The organism is Nocardiopsis sp. RV163, assembly GCF_001029525.1.
Classification (GTDB): Bacteria; Actinomycetota; Actinomycetes; order Streptosporangiales; family Streptosporangiaceae; genus Nocardiopsis; species Nocardiopsis dassonvillei.
This window is the reverse complement of sequence record NZ_LEKI01000105.1, coordinates 1-21,410: the sequence shown is the minus strand read 5'-3', so window position 1 is coordinate 21,410 and position 21,410 is coordinate 1. Positions and strand designations below refer to the sequence as shown.

Sequence of the window (21,410 nt, the reverse complement as noted above, 5' to 3'; positions counted from 1 at the left end):
TTGGAGTAGAGAGCCTCCGCCCGGGAGCCGCGGTGAGTCCAGGCGGGACCTCCGACCGGAAGGGGGACCCCCCGAGGTGAGCGGAGAGCGGTCGCGCAAGAGCGGCCCGCGCCGGGAGTCCCCGCCAGGAGCACCCCACGGGCGCGGGCCGGTGCGGACGACGTCCGCCACCATGAGCGAGGCCGGGGCGCCCCTCCGGAAGGGCAGGGCGCCCACGACCCGGGGGGCGTCCCACCCGGCGGCGCGGGCATCGCGCAGGGCGGCCTCGGCCTCCTTGGCGAGGTCCGAGCTTCCGCCGGGCAGGGGGCGCGAGCGCCCCGGCGCGCCGAGGGCCGTCAGCGTGTGGTCGGGGGTGGACAGGACGAAGGGGCCGGGCAGGCTTCCCAGGGGTTCAGGCGCCAAGGCTCGCTCCTCCGTCCACGCGCAGGTCGTGCAGGGTGACGTGCCGGGCGCGCGGCGAGGCCAGGAAGACGACGGCCTCCGCGACGTCCCCGGGCAGCGCCACCCGGCCCAGCGGGACGCCCGGGCGGAACGCCGAGGGGTCGTTGCCTGGCTCGGCCTCCGGGGAGGAGGGCCCGTCCTCCCACAGTTGGCGGCGCATCGGGGTGTCGGTCGATCCCGGCGAGACGACGTTGCAGCGGATCCCGTGGGGCCCCAACTCCAGGCCCAGGCACAGCGTGAAGTGGGTCGCGGCGGCCTTGGACGCGGCGTAGGCGGCCATGGCGGCCCTGGGCACCGCGGCCGCGTCGGAGCTGACGGTGACGATGCTCCCGGCGCCGCGCGGGACCATGACGCGGGCCGCGGCGCGGGAGACGTGGAAGACGCCGAGGGTGTTGACGTTGAAGACCTCCCGCCACACCCGGGAGGGGAAGCCAGTGACCGCGCCCCAGCGCAGCACGCCGGCGACGTTGACCGCGGCGGTGACGGCGCCCAACTCCTCCTCGACCGAGGCCACGGCCCGCTCGACGGAGTCCTCGTCGGTGACGTCCACCGCGTAGTCGCGGACGCGGTGGCCCCGGTCGGTGAGTTCCGCGGCCAGAGCGCGGGCCCCCTCCCCGGCCACGTCCAGGGCCGCGACGCGGAAGCCCTGTTCGGCCATCCCCCGGACGACGGCGGAGCCGATGCCCCCGGCGGCCCCGGTCACCAGGGCCACACCGGGGTCTTGTGCAGAACGGGTCGTGGACACGACCCTCCTCTCATGGAACACGGCAGCGGGTCCCGGCGGTCCGCGGCCGGCGCACCGCTCCCGACCGGGATCCGTTTCCCGCGCCGCCCCCGCACGCGTGGGTGGTGCGGGGGTGCGGGCACCCGGGCGCGGACCGAAGCGCGGGGCCGAAAGCGCGGGCCCGGCAAGCGCTGCCTAGGTGCAGCCCGGACACACGCCCGACAGCTCGAAGGAGTAGTCCAGGGAGCCGTAACCGCTGTCCTCGCGGATGCGTTCGACGACGCTCCCCAGCTCGTCCGCCTGCGCGATGTCCTCCACCCGCCCGCAGACCCGGCACAGCAGGTGGTGGTGACGGGAGGAGGTCCTGCACAGCCGGTAGAGGCGCTCCCCCTCGGGCGAGTGGAGGGTGTCGAGGACGCCCTCCTCCGCCAGCCGGTGGAGCGTGCGGTAGACGGTGGACAGGCTGGGCGGCCTGCGGGCACGGGAGCGCCCTCCGGAGAGGGCGAGGTGTATCTCCTGGCAGCTGCGGAAGCGCGTGCTCCGCCCCAGGGCCTTGAGGACGACGTCGTCGTACTGGGACACCCGGGGCATCTCAGACCGCCGCCCGGTCGGTCCTCACGGTGAACGGCGTGCCCGCCGCCCCCGGCGCCGGGCGCCGTCGCCTGCCTCCAGACACGTCACGGGCCTCCGGTCATGTGACACAGACTGCATGGAAATGATTTTCATAACCGTACCACGGTCGCGCCCGTACCACCTCAAAACCTCCCTAACTACACCGGAATCCGGCACCTGGACCTCGCCGGAACCGTCGCCCGACCGGGCCGGGTACGCGCATCGCGGAAGCCGCCTCGGCGGAGGTCATGGCGTCTTGGGGCACGTTCACGGGGGTGCGTCCATCCCGGCTCACGGCGCCCCGACCCGGCCCCCGCGACCGAACAGGCCCCGCCACCGAGCACCCGGCACCCGCCACAGGCGGACGGTCGAAGCCCGACCGGAGACCGGTCGGCACCGCTCCCGTGGCGCCACAGCCCGCCCGCGCACCGGGCGGAGCCGCCCCCGGCTCCCGCGGGCGGACTCCCGACCCCGAACCGGCGGGGCCCGGGCCCGGCGTCACCCCTCGGCGGCGGAGCCCCCGGGAACCGGGCCGTCGGGGGCCGCGCCCCCGGGAACCCGCTCCTCACTCGCCGGGTCCGGCCCGGCGGCCCGCAGGCCGACGAGGCCGAGGAAGTGGGCCATGTGGTCGGCCATGTCCACGCCGGAGTCGTAGGACCACTGCGCCTGGAGGCCGTCCATGAGGGCCACGGCCAGCACCGCCAGGCGGTCGGCGTCCTGCTCTGCGGAGGACCGCCCCCGCGCCTGGAGGCGCCGGATCTCCTCCGCGATGATCCCGCGGGCCGTGGCGTAGCGCTCCCGGAAGAAGCCGTGGGCGGGGTGCCCCTCCTCGGCGGCCTCCGCGGACAGGCGCGAGTAAAGCTGCACGAGGCCGGGCACCCCGGCGTTGTGCCGGACCAGCCGCACCAGCGAATCGGCGATGTCGGGGCGTCCGGCGGCGCCAGGACCGCGTTCGGCGCCGTCGGGGCTTTCCCCGGCGCCGTCGGGGCGCCGGACACCGGCCCCGGAACCCCGGTCGGCGCCCTCCCCGTAGGCCAGCCGGTCGAGTTCGTCGCGGTGGCGCAGCACCTCGACGAAGAGCCGTTCCTTGCTCCCGAAGTGGTGCAGCAGGCCGTTCTGGCTGAGTCCGACGGCGTCGGCGATCTCGCGCACCGTCGCGCGGCTGTACCCGTCGCGTCCGATGACGGCGAGCGCCGCGTCGAGGATCTCCCCGCGCTTGGCCAAGCCCTTCGCGTAGGAGCCTCGTCGTGCCATGGCGCGACTGTAGCACTTGCCGCTCGAAAACCGCATGACGTACTGTTTTCGCGCGGACGCCCTACCGACCCGCGTTCCCCCGGACAGGAGCGAGCAGCCATGACCCACGACCCGACCGACCTCAGCGGGCTCACACCGGCGGAGAAGGCATCACTGAGCAGCGGCGCCGACTTCTGGACGACCAAGGCCGTGGGGGACGTCCCCTCGCTCGTGCTCACCGACGGGCCGCACGGCGTGCGCCGGCAGGCCGGCGCCACCGACCACCTGGGCCTGTCCGAGAGCCTGCCCGCGACCTGCTTCCCGCCCGCCGTCGGCCTGTCCCAGAGCTGGGACCCCGACCTGGTCGCACGGGTGGGCGCGGCCCTGGGCGCCGAGGCCGGGGCGCTGGGTGTGGACGTGCTCCTGGGCCCGGGGATCAACATCAAGCGCGACCCGCGCGGCGGGCGCAACTTCGAGTACTTCTCCGAGGACCCCGTCCTCACCGGCGTCCTGGGCGGCGCCTGGGTGAGCGGCCTCCAGAGCACCGGCGTGGGCGCCTCGCTCAAGCACTTCGCCGCCAACAACGCCGAGCACGACCGGATGCGCTCCAGCTCCGACGTCGACCCGCGCACGCTGCGTGAGATCTACCTGCGCGCCTTCCAGAAGGTCGTGCGCACGTCCGCCCCGTGGACCGTGATGTGCTCCTACAACCGAATCAACGGCGTCTACGCCTCGGAGAACCACTGGCTGCTCACCACGGTGCTGCGCCAGGAGTGGGGCTTCGACGGCGTGGTCGTGAGCGACTGGGGCGCGGTGCGGGACCGGCCCGCCGCGGTCGCCGCCGGGCTGGACCTGGAGATGCCCGGCGACGGCGGCGCGAGCGACGCGCGGCTCCTCGCGGCCGTGGAGGACGGGGCCTGCTCGGCGCAGGACGTGGACGCGGCCGCCTCCCGCGTGGCCGCACTGGCCGCCAGGGCGCGCGGCTCCCGCCGGGAACGCGCGGCGGACTCCGCACTCACCCCCGAGGTCGGCGCACGGGAGGTCGGGGCCCACCACGCCCTCGCCCGCGAGGTGGCCGCGCGGTGCGTCGTCCTGCTCAAGAACGACGGCGCGCTCCTGCCGCTCGCGCCGGGCGGGTCCGTCGCGGTGATCGGCGACTTCGCCCGCAACCCGCGCTACCAGGGCGGCGGCAGCTCCCACGTGAACCCCACGCGCGTGGACGTCCCGCTGGAGGAGATCCGCGCCCTGGCCGGTTCCGGCGCGGTCGCCTTCGCCGCCGGGTACGCCGCCGACGCGCGGGGCGACGCGGAGCGTGGCCGCACCGCGGAGCTGCGCGAGGAGGCGGTGCGCGCCGCGACCGGCGCTGACACCGCCGTGGTCTTCCTGGGCCTGGCCGAGCACCAGGAGTCCGAGGGCTTCGACCGGGAGCACATCGAACTCCCCGCCGAACAGCTCGACCTGCTCGCGGCCGTCGCGCGGGCGCAGCCCCGCACTGTCGTGGTGCTCTCCCACGGCGGCGTGCTGCGGCTCACCCCGGTCGCCGAACTGGCCCCCGCGGTCCTGGACGGTGCCCTCTTGGGCCAGGCGGGCGGCGGCGCGGTCGCCGACGTGCTGTTCGGCCGGGTCAACCCGTCCGGGCGGCTCGGCGAGACGGTACCGGTCCGGTTGCAGGACACCCCCGCCTACCTCAACTTCCCCGGGGAGAACTCCGCCGCGCTCTACGGCGAGGGCCTGTACGTGGGCTACCGCTGGTACGACGCCCGCGACATGGAGGTGGCCTTCCCCTTCGGGCACGGCCTGTCGTACACGAGCTTCGCCTACTCCGACATCGAACTGGAGCAGGACGGCGCCGGGATCACCGCGCGCCTGACCGTGACCAACACCGGGGACCGGACCGGACGCGAGGTCGTGCAGTTCTACGTCGCCAAGCCCGACTCGGCCGTGTCGCGGGCGCCGCGTGAGCTGAAGGGCTTCACGGGCGTGACCCTGGAGCCCGGCCGCAGCGAGCGCGTCAGCGTCCTGCTGCCGCGCGAGGACCTGGCTTACTGGGAGGTGCGGGCCGACCGATGGGTGGTCGAGGGCGGCGAGTACGTGGTGTCGGCGGGCGCTTCGAGCCGCGACCTGCGGGCCACGGCGGCGATCTCCGTCGAGGGCGACGCGCTGCGCCTTCCGGTGACGCTCGACTCCACGCTGGGCGAGGTCATGGACGACCCCGGGGCGGCGGCCCTCCTCGCCCGGGCCTTCACACTTCCGGCGGCGGCCGAGGGCTCCGACAACGCCATGGGTACGGACATGGCGCGGATGATGGCCTCGATCCCGATCCGCCGCCTGGCGAGCTTCGGCCCGACGGGGCTGGACGACCTCGAAGCGCTCGTCGCGAGGATCAACGCCGAGGACTGAGCGGTCCGCCCGGCCGGGCGGACCCTTCTCTCCGCCACGGCGGTCCTTTCTCCGCCCCGCCCCTGCCCGCGTCGGGCCCCGTACCGGCGGTGCGGCGGCGGGGATACCGGGGCGGTCTTCGAGGGCTTCACCTACCAGCACGCCCCGATCGGCGACGCGGAGGCCGACCGCGTCCGCTGTCCCGTGGCGGCATCGACTCGGGTCACCACGTCGCCGAGGAGCTGACCTCGGCCCTGGGCGGGTTCCTCACCGGGTGGGCCTTCCCCGCCCATGGTCTCCGCTGCCCGGGGACGGCTCGGGTGGGGGCCCGGCACCACCGGAACCCGCGTGATTCGCGACGGACGGTAGGAACCCGGCCCGGGGCTGTGTCGTTGCACCTCCGTAGCGCTCCTCGGAGTTTTTCGACGAAAACGCTGGGAATGCGTTCGGGAAGTAGCCGATGACTGGGTAGAGGGCTGGAGATGTGCCGAAGCAGACAGCCGGAGGTTGAGATGACGCAGGGTATCGGCGACCCCGGACCGATCGTGCGCGCACTGACCGCTCTGGGACTCCCTCCCGTGTTCGATCCCATGCACCGCAGCGGCGGCGCGCACGAGGAGGACGCGCCCGCGCTCGCGCAGAGCCTGATCGCCGCGGCGGAGATCCAGGCCGGCCCGGATTCGGTGCGCCCCGCCGAGGGAGCGCCGAACGCGTGGGCCCACGCGGTACAGGACCGGGAGATGGGTCAGGCCCTGCTGTACCGCAGGATGGAGCGGACCGTCAGCGACTGGCAGTGGGCGACCGACCCGGACCCCTCACGTCCGGGTGCTGCGGCCGAGGCTGCGATGTGCGCGGCGCACGCGCTCATCGCGGTGCACTCGGCTCCGGACGGACACCACGTCCAGGCCGCGCTGGACGAGGCGGAGGACGCCCTGTTGGCCGCCGTGGTGCTGGTGCGCGGCTCCCGCTCCGCCGCCGCGTGAGGCCGGTATCCCCCTCGTGCCAGGAGTCCGTACCGCCTCGGGGGTACGGGCTCCTGGCACATGCGGGCCTACCGGTCCAGGAAGCCTCCCGTCACCTCGGCGAGGCGGCGGTGGGCCTCGGCGTCGCCGATGTCGGCGGGCAGGTCCCCCGACTGCTCCCCGTAGGCGCCGAACTGGGCGTGGTTCATCCCCTGGACCTGGTGCGTTTGCGCGTCGGACGGCAGGTTCGGGCGGTTCTCCTCGACCGTCGCCGGATCGGACAGGCCGTCGCAGCCGCCCGAGACCGAGATGACGGCGAGGTCCTCGCGTGCGGCCAGGCCCGCGCCCTCCGTGGCGTAGGAGCCCCACAGGACCAGTCCGACGACCGTGTCGTCCGTGCGCCCGCCGAGGTGGGAGGCGGCCATCGCGCCTCCCAGCGAGTGCCCGCCCACGTACCACGCGTCGACTCCGTCGCCGTGGTCGGCGATGGCGCGGTCGGCTCGGTCGGTGTCGAACACCGCGAAGTTCAGCGGCATCCTCGGGATGACCACCCGCACGGCGGTGTCGGCGGCGACCAGCGCCCAGGGCGCGGCGTAGGCCTCGGGTGCGACGCGCGCGCCCGGGTAGAAGACGACCCCGGCCTCGGGCGGGGCGTGGGTGGAGCTGACGACCACGGCGTCGTCGGTCACGTCGACCTCGACGCCGGGGGCGGCGACGGCCTCGCCCAGCGCCCGCGGTTGCGCCTGGTAGGGGTTGAGCGCCCAGACCACGAAGCCCCCGGCGGCGAGGACGAGCAGAAGCGTCAGGGCGAGCGCGGCGATCCCCAGCGCCCTCGCGGCGCGGCCGCGTTTCCGGTTCTTTTTCTTCACGCTTTCCAAGATACTTGTTTAATGAGGGAAAGATGGAGGTAGCGGTACAGGCACACGGTCGCGGACCGGGCACCCGCACCGACCAGAAGCCGACCGCCGACCCCGGGGAGAAGCCATGACCGCCGCAGCCGCCTCGCACACCCCCTCCACCCGCGCGTCCCTGCTGGGCCTGGTCGGCTTCGCCGCCGCCGTCACCGCCGCCGCGCTCGTCGGGGTGCTCTCCAGTACCAGCACCGCCGCGGAGTACGCCGCCCTGCGCCAACCCTCGTGGGCCCCGCCCTCCTGGGTGTTCGGCCCGGTGTGGACCACGCTGTACGCCATGATCGCCGTGTCGGGCTGGCTGGTCTGGCGCCGCCACGGCTGGCGCGGCGCCCGGACCGAGCTGACGCTCTACTTCGTCCAGCTCGCGCTGAACGCGGCGTGGACGCCGCTGTTCTTCGCCGCCGGTCTGCGCGGGGTGGCCCTGGTCGACATCTGCCTGCTGGTGGTGGCGCTGACGGCGACCATCGTGCTGTTCGCCCGCCGGTCCCGTTGGGCGGCGGCACTGCTGGTGCCCTACTGGGCCTGGACTGTGTTCGCGACCGCGCTCAACCTCTCCGTCTGGTGGCTCAACACGGGCGGCTGAGGGACCATACGCGGCGGACGCCCTCCCTGGAGGGTTTCGGTCGGCAAAGAAAACCCTTTTTGGCCCTGGGCAGATCGCCCGATTCGGGGCTCGGCCCCGCACCGGCATCCAGAGGGCGTTCCCGCAGTTCGCACACTCCTTTCGACACGTTCGCCCGGATTCGTCGCACACCGCCGAAGCGACACGGGACACACGAAAATCGCTGTCCTGATTTTTATCGTTCCGTTATGGGGAATGACCCGGACACCAGACGGAGAGTGCTGCCGTCACACAGGAGGAGTACCGAGAAAGAAAGAGGAAGCATGCGGATCATCCAGCCGAGCATGAAGCGCATCAAGCTGATCGTGCCCGACACCGTCGATTTCGTCGGCATCCGCGACCTCGACGGGACCTTCACCAAGGTGGCCTCCCCACAGAAGAGCTACCGGTTCAAGCGTGAGGACGCCTCCTTCGACTTCGCCTCCACCGGAAAGACCGTGGAGGAGGACGGAGACAAGGCCGAGGTCTTCACGGCGGTGAGCGTGAAGTAACGGCGTCCCCACACGCCTTCCTCGGAAGACCCCCCCAGCGAGCGTCAGAGCACGGAGGTCCCGCGTGCGGCCCGGAACCCCTCCCGGGCCGCACTTGCTCTGTGCGCGGCCGATCCGCGCGCTAACGCCCCGAGAACAGCACCAGGGCACGGGCCGCCTCGGCCGGGACGGTCAGGTCCAGGCCGGTGGTCTCGCGGAAGGCCTGGAGCCGGTTGACCACCGTGTTGCGGTGGCAGTACAGGGCCTCGGCGGTGGCCTTGACCGACCCGGTCGCGGCGTAGTGGGCCAGCGTCTCCAGCAGCCGCGCCCGGCTGTCCCCGTCCAGCCGCTCGAAGCGCTCCACCCGGTCGCGTCCGAAACCGGGGATCAGGCCCCGAAGCTGGTCGTGGGCGATGGCGGACCAGACGTCCTCCTCGCGCACGAACCCGCCGGGCGCGGCGTAGCCGGACAGGACGCGGGCCGCCTCGACGGAGGCCGGGACCGCCGCCAGCCCCCGCACCCGCGCGACCAGTCCCCCCGAGGCCCCCGGGGGCGGGTCCGGCCACGGCGTCCGGGCGGTCTCGCGCACCAGGGCGACGCCGTCGTCGAACTCCCAGGCCAGCCCGCCGCCGCGTTCGCGGACCCGGGCCGCGGGCCGCTGCTCCCGCTCCGGGGGCGGCACGACGAAGGCCACGTCGAAGGTCCCGTGCTCGGGGAGCCCCAGGGTGCCCGCCACCTCGGAGGCCACGGCGGCGGCCCGGTCCCCGGAGTTGAGCAGACGGGAGAAGGCCTGGGCCGCCGCCGCCCGGGAGTCGCGTTCCAGCGCGGCCCGCTCCTCCAGGAAGGCGGCCTGCACGTCGCTGATGTACTGCTCGACCGTGGTGAGGATCTCCTCGGCGTGCAGCACGAGGATCTGCGAGGACCCGGGCCCGCCCGCACGCACCAGCCCCGCCCAGAGCACGCGGAAGTCGAGCCGGACCGCCTCCAGCAGGTGCTCGCGCGCCACGCCCTGGCGGGCCCGGCGCACGCCCAGGCGGGTGGAGAGGTCGCGCAGGTGGTCGGGCAGGGGCACCCCGGCGATCCGCCGGGTGAGCATGTCGAAGGTCTCCGTGGCGCTCTGGCGCAGGTCGGAGTCGGGGACCATGCCGTCGGTGTAGTTGCCCAGGGCCGACAGGCGCTGGAGGAAGTCCTCGACGAGGTTCTCCCGGTCCTCGGCCAGCAGTTCGACCACGCCCGCCCAGGAGCGGGGCTCGTCGGCGGGCGGGGCCTGCTCCGCGGGGTCGGTCACGGCCGCCTCCCTTCGTGCGTCTCGACGGCTTCCGGTGTCCGGGGCTCAGCGTGCGGCGCCCGGCGTTCGGCACCCGCGCTCAGCGTCCGGCACCGAGTCTATGTGCACATGCACAGCACCCCCGGGGAATCTTGTGTGGATGACGATTGAGCGGCTCGGGGCGCGTGGCGAGGATGGACGTGGCCCACGCCCGGCCCCCGCGACCCGACGTTCTCCGAGAGGAACACCGCCATGACCGCACACGAACAGGGCATGTCACAGGACGCGGCATCCGCCGACGCCCGCTTCCTGGAGGACTTCCGGGCCATGAGCGCCTTCGGCGCCACGCCGTCGGGGGGCGTCGACCGGCAGGCCGCCACCGGGCCCGACATCGCCCAGCGGCGGTGGCTGGAGGGGCTGCTGACCGAGCGCGGGCTGCGGGTGGTCTACGACCGCGTCGGCAACCAGTTCGGCCTGCTGGATCGGGTGCCGGGCGCCCCCTACGTGGTCGTCGGCTCGCACATGGACTCCCAGCCCACCGCGGGTCGCTACGACGGGGCCTACGGCGTGCTGGCCGCCGCCCACGCGGTCTTCCGGACCGCCGAGCAGGACGCCGCCGCCGGAGCCCCCGCTCCCGTGTACAACCTCGCCGTCGTGAACTGGTTCAACGAGGAGGGCTCGCGCTTCACGCCCTCCATGATGGGCAGCGCCGTCTACACCGGCGCGCTCCCCCTGGAGACGGCGCTGGCCGCGCGCGACGCGGACGGGGTCACTGTGGCCGAGGCCCTGGCCCCGACGGGCTTCCTCGGCGGGGGCGACGGGCCCGAGGCGGCCTTCTGCGCCGAGATCCACGTCGAGCAGGGACGCGTCCTGGAGGAGTCCTCGACCACGATCGGCCTGGTCAGCGCGAGCTGGGCCGCGCGCAAGTACGCGGTCACCGTCCACGGGGAGCAGGCGCACTCGGGGGCGACCGTGATGGCCGACCGCCGCGACGCGCTCGTGGGCGCCTCCATGCTGGTCGTGGCCGCGCGCGAGCTGGCCGACCGGTTCCCCGGGGTCCTGCACACGGCCGTGGGACAGCTCGACGTCTACCCGAACTCGCCGGTGGTGGTGCCCTCGCGCGCCGAGCTGCTGCTCGACCTGCGCTCGCACGACGAGGAGGTGCTCGCCGAGGCCGACCGGCTGCTCCAGGAGCAGGTCGCCCGTATCGAGGCGGCGGCCTCCGTCACAGTGGAGCAGACCCTCTCCCACGCCTGGGGCGTCAACCCCTACCAGCCCGAAGGCGTGGCCCTGGCCCGCGCCAGCGCCCGGAGCCTGGGGCTGAGCAGCGACGAGGTCATGACCGTGGCCGGGCACGACTCGATCAACATGAAGGAGCGCGTACCCACGGTCATGCTCTTCGTGCCCTCGGTCGGGGGCGTGTCCCACAACGAGGGCGAGTACACAGAGGACGCCGACCTGGTCGCGGGCCTGGCGGTGCTCACCGACGTGGTCCGGCGGCTCGGCGCGGGCGAACTGGCCTCCGACGGGTCCTACACGCCCGGACGCGTGTGAGCGCACCGCCCGGCCGTTGAGCCGGAGGGCGCCGAGGGGTCCGCGCACGTCGCGCGGGCCCCTCGCCGCGTCCGGGTGCCGAGCACGGACGCGGACGGGGAGCCCCCTCGCCGGGAAGGGCGGCCGCCCCCGTCATCGTGCGGCGGGGCGCCCGCGGGCTCCCCGTGCTCGGCGCGGAACGGGTCCGGACGGCGGAACGGGCGGTGTCCGGGGTGCTGCCCGGTCACCGCCCGTCGCGTTTCCCCCTGCGGTGTCAGCGCACCACCACGTCGTCGCGCACCCGCAGCCGCTCGCCGTAGAAGCCGCCGACCGCCGTGATCAGGGCGATTCCCAGGAACAGTGCTGAGGCGACCCATGACCGGCCGTCCGCGCTCTCCAGCAGGGCCGTCGCGATGAACGGCAGGAAACCGCTCAGGGCACCGGCCAGGTTGTAGGCCAGCGCGACGCCGCTGTAGCGCAGGTTCGCCGGGAACAGCTCGGTGAGCAGCGCACCGGAGACCGCGTAGGCGATGGACAGGAAGCCCACTCCCCCGGCCACCGCCAGCACCACGAGCACCGGCGATGCCGTGTCGATCAGCCAGAACACCGGGAACGCGATCACCGCCGTGGCGATACCGCCCCACATGGTGACGCGCCCGGGTCCGAGCTTCTCGGCCAGGCGCCCGAAGTAGACGATCACGCCGATCTGCACGACCGCGGCGACCAGGGTGGCGTTGACCATGAGGCTGCGCGACAGCCCGAGGGTGTCGGTGCCGTAGCTGATGGCGAACGTCGTCATGACGTAGAAGCCGCCGACGCCCAGCATGGCGGAGGCGATCGCGATGAGGAGCCTGCCCCACGCGTGGCGGAACACGTCGACCGCGGGGACCTTGGAGCGCGCCTCCTGCTTCTCCATCTCCTCGAAGACCGGCGACTCCTCCACCTTCTGGCGGATGTAGACCGCCAACAGCAGCAGCGGGAAGGCCGCCAGGAACGGCAGGCGCCAGCCCCAGGAGTCGAACTGCTCGGCGGGCAGGAGCAGGACCAGCGAGAACGCGCCCGAGGAGAGCAGGGTGCCCACGGGCGACCCGATCTGCGGCAGGGCCGCGTAGCGCCCGCGCTTCTCCGGCGGGGCGTGCTCGACGGCGATGGTCACCGCGCCGCCCCACTCGCCGCCGACCGCGACGCCCTGCACGAGCCGGAGCAGGGCCAGCAGCAGCGGAGCGGCGATGCCGATCGAGGCGAAGTCGGGCAGCAGGCCGATGAGGCCGGTGGCCACACCGATGGAGACCACGGTGATCAGCAGCGCTGGTCGCCGTCCGATCCGGTCGCCCATCCAGCCGAACAGCACCGCGCCCAGCGGACGCGCGACGAAGCCGACGCCGAAGGTGGCGAACGCGGCCAGGGTGGCGGCCGTGGCGTCCAGGGTCGTGAAGTACAGCCGGTTGAACACGAGCGCGGCGGCCGTGCCGAAGAGGAAGTAGTCGTACCACTCCAGCGCGGTGCCGACGAAGGCCGCGAAAGCGATCCGGCCCGCCTCGCGACCGCTCACCACCGGCCCGCCCCGGGCCGGGCGCTCCTCCGTCGCCTCTGGGTCGAGATCACTCATGGTTGGTTTCTCCTATTCGCTGTCCGCGCCGGCGGCGGCGCGGTGTTCAGGGGATGGGGCGGTACCGGGCGGGCGTTCGCCCGGCACCGCCCGTCCGACACGGGCGGGGCCCGGCCGGGTGGGACGGGGCCGGAAGCCGTGTCGGGCCGGTCCGGGCCGCGCCGGGGCAGTTCAGGCCGGGTCAGGTCAGACCGTCGAGGACGTCCGCCCCGTGCACGCACTCCCCGCCGACGAGCGTCGCCAGGACGCGGATCGTGCCGATGCCCTCCTGCGCGGAGTCAACGGGGTCTCGGTCCAGGACCACCAGGTCGGCGAGCTTGCCCGGGGTAAGGCTGCCCCTGCGGTGCTCGTCGTGGCTGGCCCAGGCCGCGTCCATCGTGTAGGCCCGCAGGGCCCGTTCGGCGCTGACACGCTCGTCGGCGGCCAGGACCGTTCCCGAGGCGGTCACGCGCTCCACCATCGACTCCATGCCCAGGAGCGGCGCCCCGGGGGCCACCGGCCGGTCCGAGCTGCCCGGGACGCGCAGCCCGTGGTCGAGGAAGGACCGGTGCCGGTAGAGCCAGGGCACGCGGTCCGGGCCCACGGCGGCGGCCATGCCGTCGCCCAGGGCGTAAAGGAACCGGGGCTGGGGCACGGGAACCAGGCCCGCCTCGGCGATACGGGGAAGCTGGTCCGGGCGCACCACGCCCGCGTGCTCGATGCGGTGGCGCGCGTCGGGGCGCGGCAGCGCGCGCTGGGCCTCGGCGAACGCCTCCAGTGCGACGTCGACGGCGTCGTCGCCGATGGCGTGCGCGGCCACGCGCCACCCGGCCCGGTGGGCGGCCACGACCAGCGCGCGCATCTCCTCCGGGGAGTTCTGGTACACGCCGTGGCCGTGCCCGCAGAGGGGTTCGGTGACGGCGGCGGTGCGGCCGATGAGGGACCCGTCGAGCCAGATCTTCATCGGCCCGAGACGCAGCCGGTCGTCGCCGAAGCCGGTGCGCAGCCCCAGGTCGATGCCGGTGTCGATCCCGTCGTCGGCGTGCCCGCCCAGCGGGTGCATGTTGTCGGCGGCGACCATGAGCTCGACCCGGGGGAGCAGCTCGCCCCGGTCGCGGGCGAGCTGGTAGGCGGCGGCCTCCACGGGGGTGCGGCCGATCAGCCCTCGCCCGATGCCCGCCTCCACGACGTGGGTGAGGCCCTCGGAGGCGTAGACACGGGAGGCCCGCGCGAGCGCGTCGGCGAGTTCGGTCACCGGGTAGGGCATGACCAGCGCGGTCACCAGTTCCTGCGCGCGCTCCTGGAGCAGGCCGGTGGGGGCGCCCGCGCCGTCGCGGACGACCACTCCCCCGTCCGGGTCGGCCGCGGCGGTGTCGGACACGGCGGTGTCGATCCCGGCCTGGCGCAGAACCGCGCTGCTGACGGTGCACATGTGGCCGGAGCGGTGCTTGAGCCAGACGGGTCGGCCGTCCCCGGCCCGGTCGAGGCCGTGGCGGTCGGGGTGGGCGCCGAGCAGGGCGTCGTCGTAGCCGGAGCCGACGATCCAGGTGTCCTCGGGCAGCGTCGCGGCGGCGCGGGCGACCGCGTCGTAGAGGGCGTCCAGGGTGGAGACGGTCTCCAGCTCCAGCTCGGCGAGCGACTGGCCGGACCACGCCATGTGGTTGTGCGCGTCCCCGAAGCCGGGGACGACCACGGCGCCGCCGCAGTCGACCGTCCTGCGCGCGGGCAGTTCGGCGACCTCCTCGTCCAGGCCGAGGACGCGCCCGGCGGCGATACCGAGCACCGTGGCGAGGGGCCGGTCGTCGTCGACCGTGCGGATGCGGGCGTTGGTCAGTTTGAGGTCGAGCATGCTGGAGGCGTTCTCCGTGGGGTGCAGCGGTCGGGGCGGTCGCGGAGGCCGGGTCCCGGGCGGGCGCGCGGCCGGACCCGGCGGATCCGGCGGACTGAGCCGGCGGACGCACCGCGCGCGGGGTCGGCGGCGGGCGTGGAACCGCCCGTGCCGTGGCGGTCGCGCGTGCTCCCGCCTCCGCTGGTGCCGCACGGTTCACGCCGCCCCCACCTGGGGTTTCACTCCAGGTTGCAGCAACTGTGAGCTGGCGAACAATGGCGATTCGCAGCGTATTGGGCGCGCGGCGATAGGCACGTGCACAACAACCGCCCGATGCGTGACATTTCCGAAACACGGACGCCATACGCCGTTACCTGCGCGGTGTCACATCGCACAGTCGCGCGTACGGTGCTCAGGGCGGCCCGGACCGGGCGCCTCCGCGGCGCCCCGGTGTCCGGGGGACACGAAGGCGTGGGGGCGCGGGGCCCGGACGGGGCCCGCCGTCAGCGCCAGGGGCCCGGACCGGTGGACTCGCGCCACAGGATCGTGTTGAGCGGCTCGCGCCCGACCTCCGCCGCCGTGCCCCGCACGGCCGCGACGAGGCGGCGCATGGCGTTGACGCCCAGCCGTTCCAGGTCCACGTCGACCGTGGTGAGCGAGGGCGAGAGGTAGGCGCCCACCGGATTGTTGTCCCATCCCGTCACGCTGAGGTCGCCCGGCACGCTCCACCCGCGCTCCACCGCCGCGCGGACCGCGCCCGCCGCGACCACGTCGTTGCCCGCGATGACGGCGCTGACCCCGCCGTCCCCGGGTAGGGAGCGCACGGCCTCGGCGCCGGACTCGGCTGTCCAGTCGCCTTGGAACACGCCGTGGGACTCCAGCCCCAGGCGTTCGACCGCCTCCAGGTAGGTACGCCTGCGTCCCCGCGCCGAGGCGTACTGGAGGGGGCCGGACACGTGCAGGAAGCGCCGGTGCCCGGCCTTGGCCAGCCCCTCTACGAGATCGGCGACGACCGATCCGTCGGCGATCTCTCCCAGCCCGCGCATCTCGTCGTCGTAGTCGGCGGAGACGACCACGGAGGCGCCCTCGCCCGCCTCCCGGAGGCTGTCGGGGGCGACGGGGGCCAGGGACAGGACGCCTTCCACCTGGCCCGATCCGGCGAGTTCGAGCATGCGCTCGGTCCGGGCCCCGACCCCGCCGTCCACGCTCACCGCCTCGACGACGAACCCCTCCGCGTGGGCCGTCGCGATGGCCCCGGCCAGCAACCGGCTCGGGCTGGCGCCGGGCACGCCGGGCAGGAGGATCGCCAGGCGCCCGGTCCGGCGCGTGCGCATCGACCGGGCCACCAGGTTGGGGCGGTAGTTGAGCTCCCGGATCGCGGCGTCCACGCGCTCGCGGGTCGCCTCCTTGAGCCCGCCCTCGAAGCGCAGGTAGCGAGAGACGGTCTGGTGGGAGACGCCCGCCAGGCGGGCGACCTCCATGATGGTCGGTCGGCGCCTGAGCGGTTCGGGCTCGGCCATCGGCTCCTCCTGGGGCGGGGCCCGTCGGCGGCGCACGCCGACGGGGCCGGTCTTGACCGCGTCGGTCTTGACGGTGGAAGTGAACGATCACTATTTTAGACCCGGCCGCAGAAAGTGAACGTTCACCACGGGTTCGTGTTCCGAGGGGTGTGCCAGTGCCGAGTCCCAGACCGCCGATTCGCGTAGCCGTCGTCGGAAGCGGCGGCATCGCCCGGGGCAGGCACCTGCCCGCGCTCGCCGCCCTGGGGGACAGGGTCGAGGTGGTCGCGTTGGCCGACCTCGACGCGCGCCGCGTGGCCGCGACCGCCGACGAGTGGGGCGTACCCGGCCGCTACACCGGCCTCGACGCCCTGCTGCGCGCCGAGTCCCCCGACCTGGTGATCGTGTGCACGCCGCCCGTCGCGCACAAGGACGCGGTGACCACGGCCCTGGACGCCGGGTGCTGGGTGTGGTGCGAGAAGCCGCCGGCGCTGTCCCTGGCCGAGTACGACGAGGTCGGTGCCCACGAGGGGTCCGAGCGAGGGCCCTTCGTCAGCTACGTGTTCCAGCACCGCTTCGGCTCCGGCGCCGAGCGCCTGCGACGCCACCTGGCCGAGGGAACGCTCGGCCGTCCGCTCGTCGGCGTGTGCAACACCCTGTGGTTCCGCGCCCCGGACTACTTCGAGGTCCCCTGGCGCGGACGATGGGCGACCGAGGGCGGCGGCCCGAGCATGGGCCACGGCATCCACCAGATGGACCTCATGCTCTCCCTGCTCGGCGACTGGTCCGAGGTCACGGCCGTGATGTCCACGACCGCGCGGTCCACCGAGACCGAGGACGTGTCGATGGCGATCGTGCGCCTGGAGTCGGGCGCGACCGTCTCGGTGGCCAACAGCCTGCTCTCCCCCCGCGAGACCAGCTACCTGCGCTTCGACTTCGAGCACGCCACGGTCGAGCTGGAGCACCTCTACGGCTACGACAACGCGCACTGGCGCTGGACCCCGGCGCCGCACGTGCGCGACGCGGACGCGGTCGCGTCCTGGCCGCCGGTGGAGGACGAGCCGAGTTCGCACCGGGCCCAGCTCGCCGCGCTGCTCGACGCGATGGAACTCGGGGAGCGGCCCAGCGCCAGCGGCCCCGACGGGCGGCGCGCGCTCGAACTCGTCGCGGGCATGTACCGGTCGGCCCTGACCGGCACGACGGTGCGGCGGCGGGACCTGACGCCCGACGACGGCTTCTACCACGCTATGCACGGGGGCGACGCGGTCACCGCCGCGGCCGTCCTCACCGGAAAGGAGGAGACCGCAGGTGCTTGAGACCCCCAGCCTGGCCGAAGGAGACGACGCGCTCACCGTGGCGGTGGGCGGGGTCGAGATCGCGCGCTACGTGCTGCGCCCCGACTCCCCCGCCACCGAGTCCCCCAAGCCCTACCTGCACCCCCTGCGCACCCTCGGCGGCGCGCCGCTGACCGCGTTCCGTCCGTGGGACCACCGGTGGCACAAGGGCCTCCAGATGACCTGGTCCCACGTCTCGGGACAGAACTTCTGGGGAGGGCCGACCTTCGTCCGCGGCGAGGGCTACCGGTGGCTGGGCAACAACGGCGCCATCGGCCACGAGGGTTTCACCTCCGTAGCCCGCGACGACGGGGGCGTCTCGGTCACCGAGCGCCTGGCCTGGAGGAGCGCGGACGGCGAGCGGTGGATCGCCGAGGTGCGCACCCACCGGTTCCACTCGGCGGACCGCGAACGGGGGATCTGGGCGCTGGACTTCGCGACCTCGCTGACCAACGTGCGCGGGAGGGCTCTCGAACTGGGCAGCCCCACCACCCACGGCCGCGCCGCCGCGGGCTACACCGGGCTCTTCTGGCGCGGCCCCCGGTCGTGGACAGGCGGCGACGTGGTCAGCGCGACCGGCCTCACCGGCGCCGACGTCATGGGCACGGAGGCGAACTGGATCGCCTTCAGCGGCCAGCACGACGAGATCGACGGGGGCGCGACCGTCCTGGCCTACGCCGGGACCACGAGCGCCGCCGTCCCGATCAGGTGGTTCGTGCGGACCGAGCCCTTCCCCGTGTTCAGCCCCTCCCCCTCCTTCGACGAGGAGATCCTCCTGGAGCCGGAGCGCACCCTGAGCCTGCGCCACCGCCTGGTGTTCGTCGACCGCGTGTGCGCCGCCGACGAGGCCGGTGCGCTCGCGCGGGAGTACGCGCCCGGGGAGGACACGCCGTGAACACGCCCCGTTTCCCCGGCGGCACCGCCGTCAGCGGCCTGCGGGTCTACGACTGGGAGGCGCCCGACGGCCTGCACGGCGGCACGCCCCACGTCCACACCGCGTCGTCGGAGGCCTACGTGGTGGTCGCGGGCCGGGGCGAGGTGCACACGGTCACGCCGCGGGGCGTAGCGGCCGACCCGCTCGCGGTCGGCGCCGTGCTGTGGTTCGCACCGGGCACGGTGCACCGGCTGGTGAACTCCGGCGGGCTGGAGATCACCGTGGTCATGCAGAACGCGGGACTGCCCGAGGCGGGCGACGCGGTGTTCACCTTCCCCCGTGAAGTGCTGGCCGACCGCGCGGCCTACGCCGCCGCGGCGGTCCTGCCCGCGGAGGGGTCGGAGGAGCTGCGCGCGGAGCGGGCGCGGGCCCGGCGCGACCTGGCCCTGCGGGGCTACTGGGAGCTGGTCGCGTCGGTCCGGCAGGAGGGCGCGGGGGCGCTGGAGGAGTTCCACCGGCTCGCGGCGGAGGTGGTGCGGCCGCGTGTGCGGGAGTGGCGGGAGATCTGGCGCGAGGGTGTGGAACGTGAGGTGGAGCGCACCCGGGAACAGCTCGCGGCGCTGGCCGGGGGCGACCCGGGGATCATGCGGGAGGCCGCCGTGGTGCGCACCGAGCCGAGGCCGGGTCCCCGGGCCTTCGGGATGTGCGGACGCCTGCGCACGTGGAGGGTCGCGGACACCCCCGGCACGCGGGAGGCGTCGGATTCCCCAGAAATCACGCATGTTCCGACGCACTCGGGCGCCCCGGACGACCCAGAGGCCCCATAACCTCCGCAAGCCCGAAAAACCCAAGTAACCCAGAAACCACGGACATCCCGGAGATCCCAGGCGCCCCGCTCACCCCAGAAGTCCCCTTAGGGCTCGAAAAGGGACGCTGAGCACTCCGGGAAAGGGTCACAGGCCTGTGCGTACGGAGTTTCGGCGGAGCAGGTGAGCGGGCCGCCTCGCCGGAGCGGCCACGGGGCCGTGCGCTCCGGCGGGCGTCCGGGGAAGGTCACCTCACCCGGTCGTAGACCAGCCGGACCGCCCCGTGCTCCCCGGCCGCGTGCCCGGCCAGCGACCACCTCCCCGCGGGCAGGCCGTCCTCGAAGAGCCTCGGCCCTCCGCCGACGAACTCGGGGAAGATCATCAGCGCAAGCCGGTCGACCCTGTCGGCGTCGAGCAGCGCCTTGATGACGCTGGCGCTGGAGAGCACGAGGATGTCGCCCCCCTCCTCCTTCCTGAGTTCGTCCACCACGTCGGCGGCGGGCGCGTTCTCGATCCGCGTGCGCTCCCAGGGCGCCTCGGTGAGGGTGCTGGAGAGCACCACCTTCTCGGCGCCGACGAGCCAGGAGGCGAAGCCGCGGTCGCGCTCGTCGGCCGAGGCGTCGTCGGCGACGGCGGGCCAGTACCCGAGGAACCCCTCGGCGTTCACCCGTCCCAGAAGCGCGGTGGTGGCGGGCCTCCACAGCTTGGTCAGGTGCTCGCGGGCGACGTCGGTGGTGGCGTAGGGCATCACCCAACCCGTGTCGCCGGGCCCGCCGGGACCCGCGTACCTCCCGTCGAGGGTGAGGCTCATGTTGGTGACGACCCTGCGGCCGGTGTGCTCGGTCATGACGGTTCCTGTTCCTTGTCGTGGTGCGGGGACGTGCCGGTGAGGGCGGCGAGTGCGTCGAGCGACTGGTTCCAGCCGATCTCGATTCCGGCGACGAACTCGGCGGAGGCGACGGCGCTGTCGGTGATGCGCAGGCGCACCCCGAGCCGGGTGCCGCCGTCCCCCGTTCCGGTGTCGGAGAGCGTGAAGGCGTAGTGGCCCGTGAACGCGGTGCCGCCGTCGGGCAGGAGCGGGGAGAGCCGGAACGCGATCCGCTCGCCCTCGGAGACCTCGTCCACGACCCCCTCGGCTCGCCCGACGACGCCGTCGGCGCCCGCGCTGTCGGCGGCGTCGCGGTAGGCGAGCGCGGTGCGCCCGCCGGGCCGCGCGTCCAGTTCGACCCCGGTGACGGCCAGATCCCGGGGCGCCCACCACAGGGCGAGCAGGCCGGGATCGGTGAGGTGGCGCCACACGGTCGCGCGCGGGGCCTGCAGTGCGCGTTCGAACTCGAAGGTCCGCTCGTCGGCCCAGCGTTCGCGGTCGGCCGCGCGCGTCTCGGCCTCCACGGCGGCGAAGTAGGCCTCGAAGGCGTCCCGGTCGACGCGGTGGGCCTCCGCGGTGTCGGCGATGCCGCTCATCAGCGCGGCGAGTCCGCGGAAGGGTTCGGGCTCGATCGCGTAGACGCGCCGGTTGCCCGAACGCCTGGAGACCACCAGTCCCGCGTGTTCCAGCCGTTGCAGGTGCTTGGTCGCCTGGGGCTGCCGGAGCCCCGCCCGCCGCGCGATCACGCCCACCGACAGCGGCCGTTCCGCCAGGAGGCGGACGATGCGCAGTCGGGCGGGGTCGCCCAGGAGCTCCAATCGTTCGTGCATGGCCCGAGTATTCCTCGAAGTGAATATTCTTGTCAAGGAATATTTCATGGCCGACGCCGCCCTCCGAGCCCCGCGCACCCGCCCCCACCTCAGGCGCCCGACCTCCGACCCCGGACGGCGACGGCACGCGCCCCATGTTTGGCAAGGGCTTTCCTTGTCACCCGGTTCCGCATCTCCGACCGTGCAGCCCGGCCAGATCAGCGCCCACGCGAAGCGCGTCGCACGAACACAGGCGAAGCACCTTCCGTCACTCACGACCCTTCTTTCCCATCTGACACATAAACGGACGCCTCAGCTCGCCGCCCACACGACAACACCGCCGCGCCCGAGAGCCTCGGAGGCTGACACGGAGCACTTCCGGGCAAGCCAACACCGTCCCGAACAGGAAAAACTCCCCTCTATTAACACGAAAACACGCGGAGGACAAGACCGTTGACGCGCTGAGAACAAACACTTAACTTCTCGTTTGAAAGCGCTTTCCGAACTACGGACGCCACCGTTCCCATCGGCACGGTCGGCCCCGTGGCCGCACCACCCCATGACCGACCGCGCCGCACCGACCCGCACCGCACCGACAGCGACGGCTGTGCCGCATCGACCGCACCCGCGAAACCCCCTCTCCCCCAGCC

General features: G+C 73.8%; 18 protein-coding genes and 1 pseudogene. 8 read left to right on the top strand and 11 right to left on the bottom strand.

The window, feature by feature from the left end; genetic code table 11:
• The 4 genes and pseudogenes from ABD54_RS17965 to ABD54_RS17950 all read right to left on the bottom strand — a co-directional run.
• Window positions 1-402, bottom strand: a pseudogene (locus tag ABD54_RS17965) (isochorismate synthase); the annotation flags it as partial.
• A complete protein-coding gene (locus ABD54_RS17960; RefSeq protein WP_047870660.1) occupies window positions 392-1,153 on the bottom strand; it encodes a 2,3-dihydro-2,3-dihydroxybenzoate dehydrogenase in 762 nt (253 codons plus the stop codon). The gene ABD54_RS17960 and the pseudogene ABD54_RS17965, both read right to left, overlap by 11 nt.
• A 207-nt stretch (window positions 1,154-1,360) precedes the next feature.
• Window positions 1,361-1,756, bottom strand: coding sequence for a Fur family transcriptional regulator (locus ABD54_RS17955; RefSeq protein ID WP_013152074.1), 396 nt, complete (start codon window positions 1,754-1,756; stop codon window positions 1,361-1,363).
• A gap of 519 nt (window positions 1,757-2,275) precedes the next feature.
• The gene (locus ABD54_RS17950; RefSeq protein WP_047870659.1) at window positions 2,276-3,031 is read right to left on the bottom strand and encodes a TetR/AcrR family transcriptional regulator; all 756 of its coding nucleotides are present in this window, start codon (window positions 3,029-3,031) and stop codon (window positions 2,276-2,278) included.
• A 99-nt stretch (window positions 3,032-3,130) separates the two neighbouring features.
• Between ABD54_RS17950 and ABD54_RS17945 the strand changes: the two genes are divergently transcribed.
• Entirely contained in the window at window positions 3,131-5,410 is a 2,280-nt protein-coding gene (locus ABD54_RS17945; protein WP_047870658.1) for a glycoside hydrolase family 3 C-terminal domain-containing protein, read from the top strand.
• A 491-nt stretch (window positions 5,411-5,901) separates the two neighbouring features.
• A complete protein-coding gene (locus tag ABD54_RS17940) occupies window positions 5,902-6,372 on the top strand; it encodes a hypothetical protein (protein ID WP_047870657.1) in 471 nt (156 codons plus the stop codon).
• A 68-nt stretch (window positions 6,373-6,440) separates the two neighbouring features.
• Here the strand turns inward: ABD54_RS17940 and ABD54_RS17935 are convergent, their stop codons facing one another.
• Entirely contained in the window at window positions 6,441-7,220 is a 780-nt protein-coding gene (locus ABD54_RS17935; RefSeq protein WP_047870656.1) for an alpha/beta hydrolase, read from the bottom strand.
• 115 nt (window positions 7,221-7,335) lie between these two features.
• Between ABD54_RS17935 and ABD54_RS17930 the strand changes: the two genes are divergently transcribed.
• On the top strand, window positions 7,336-7,845 hold the full coding sequence (locus ABD54_RS17930) for a TspO/MBR family protein (protein WP_047870655.1): 510 nt from the start codon (window positions 7,336-7,338) through the stop codon (window positions 7,843-7,845).
• 302 nt (window positions 7,846-8,147) lie between these two features.
• Complete coding sequence (locus ABD54_RS17925) at window positions 8,148-8,375, top strand: hypothetical protein (protein WP_047870654.1); 228 nt, start codon at window positions 8,148-8,150, stop codon at window positions 8,373-8,375.
• Between the two features lie 121 nt (window positions 8,376-8,496).
• Here ABD54_RS17925 and ABD54_RS17920 read toward each other — a convergent pair whose 3' ends face one another.
• Entirely contained in the window at window positions 8,497-9,642 is a 1,146-nt protein-coding gene (locus tag ABD54_RS17920) for a helix-turn-helix domain-containing protein (RefSeq protein ID WP_047870653.1), read from the bottom strand.
• 231 nt (window positions 9,643-9,873) lie between these two features.
• On the opposite strand from ABD54_RS17920, the gene ABD54_RS17915 reads away from it, so the two are divergent.
• Entirely contained in the window at window positions 9,874-11,175 is a 1,302-nt protein-coding gene (locus ABD54_RS17915) for a M20 family metallo-hydrolase (RefSeq protein WP_047870652.1), read from the top strand.
• 253 nt (window positions 11,176-11,428) lie between these two features.
• On the opposite strand, the gene ABD54_RS17910 is transcribed toward ABD54_RS17915, so the two are convergent.
• The 3 genes from ABD54_RS17910 to ABD54_RS17900 all read right to left on the bottom strand — a co-directional run bounded on the left by ABD54_RS17910 (window position 11,429) and on the right by ABD54_RS17900 (window position 16,090).
• Complete coding sequence (locus tag ABD54_RS17910; protein ID WP_047870651.1) at window positions 11,429-12,763, bottom strand: MFS transporter; 1,335 nt, start codon at window positions 12,761-12,763, stop codon at window positions 11,429-11,431.
• A gap of 181 nt (window positions 12,764-12,944) precedes the next feature.
• Window positions 12,945-14,591, bottom strand: coding sequence for an amidohydrolase (locus ABD54_RS17905; protein WP_047870650.1), 1,647 nt, complete (start codon window positions 14,589-14,591; stop codon window positions 12,945-12,947).
• 482 nt (window positions 14,592-15,073) lie between these two features.
• Complete coding sequence (locus tag ABD54_RS17900) at window positions 15,074-16,090, bottom strand: LacI family DNA-binding transcriptional regulator (RefSeq protein ID WP_047870649.1); 1,017 nt, start codon at window positions 16,088-16,090, stop codon at window positions 15,074-15,076.
• A 155-nt stretch (window positions 16,091-16,245) separates the two neighbouring features.
• On the opposite strand from ABD54_RS17900, the gene ABD54_RS17895 reads away from it, so the two are divergent.
• From ABD54_RS17895 to ABD54_RS17885, 3 genes are read left to right on the top strand one after another with little or no spacing between them, the layout of a single operon-like run.
• Entirely contained in the window at window positions 16,246-17,385 is a 1,140-nt protein-coding gene (locus ABD54_RS17895) for a Gfo/Idh/MocA family protein (protein ID WP_047870648.1), read from the top strand.
• Complete coding sequence (locus ABD54_RS17890) at window positions 17,378-18,298, top strand: PmoA family protein (protein ID WP_047870647.1); 921 nt, start codon at window positions 17,378-17,380, stop codon at window positions 18,296-18,298. The genes ABD54_RS17895 and ABD54_RS17890 overlap by 8 nt, the downstream gene beginning before the upstream one ends.
• Entirely contained in the window at window positions 18,295-19,104 is an 810-nt protein-coding gene (locus ABD54_RS17885; RefSeq protein WP_047870646.1) for a cupin domain-containing protein, read from the top strand. The genes ABD54_RS17890 and ABD54_RS17885 overlap by 4 nt, the downstream gene beginning before the upstream one ends.
• A 226-nt stretch (window positions 19,105-19,330) precedes the next feature.
• On the opposite strand, the gene ABD54_RS17880 is transcribed toward ABD54_RS17885, so the two are convergent.
• A complete protein-coding gene (locus ABD54_RS17880; RefSeq protein ID WP_047870645.1) occupies window positions 19,331-19,930 on the bottom strand; it encodes a dihydrofolate reductase family protein in 600 nt (199 codons plus the stop codon).
• Window positions 19,927-20,781, bottom strand: coding sequence for a metalloregulator ArsR/SmtB family transcription factor (locus tag ABD54_RS17875; RefSeq protein WP_047870644.1), 855 nt, complete (start codon window positions 20,779-20,781; stop codon window positions 19,927-19,929). Before ABD54_RS17875 ends, ABD54_RS17880 begins: the two co-directional genes overlap by 4 nt.
• Window positions 20,782-21,410: the final 629 nt, after the last annotated feature.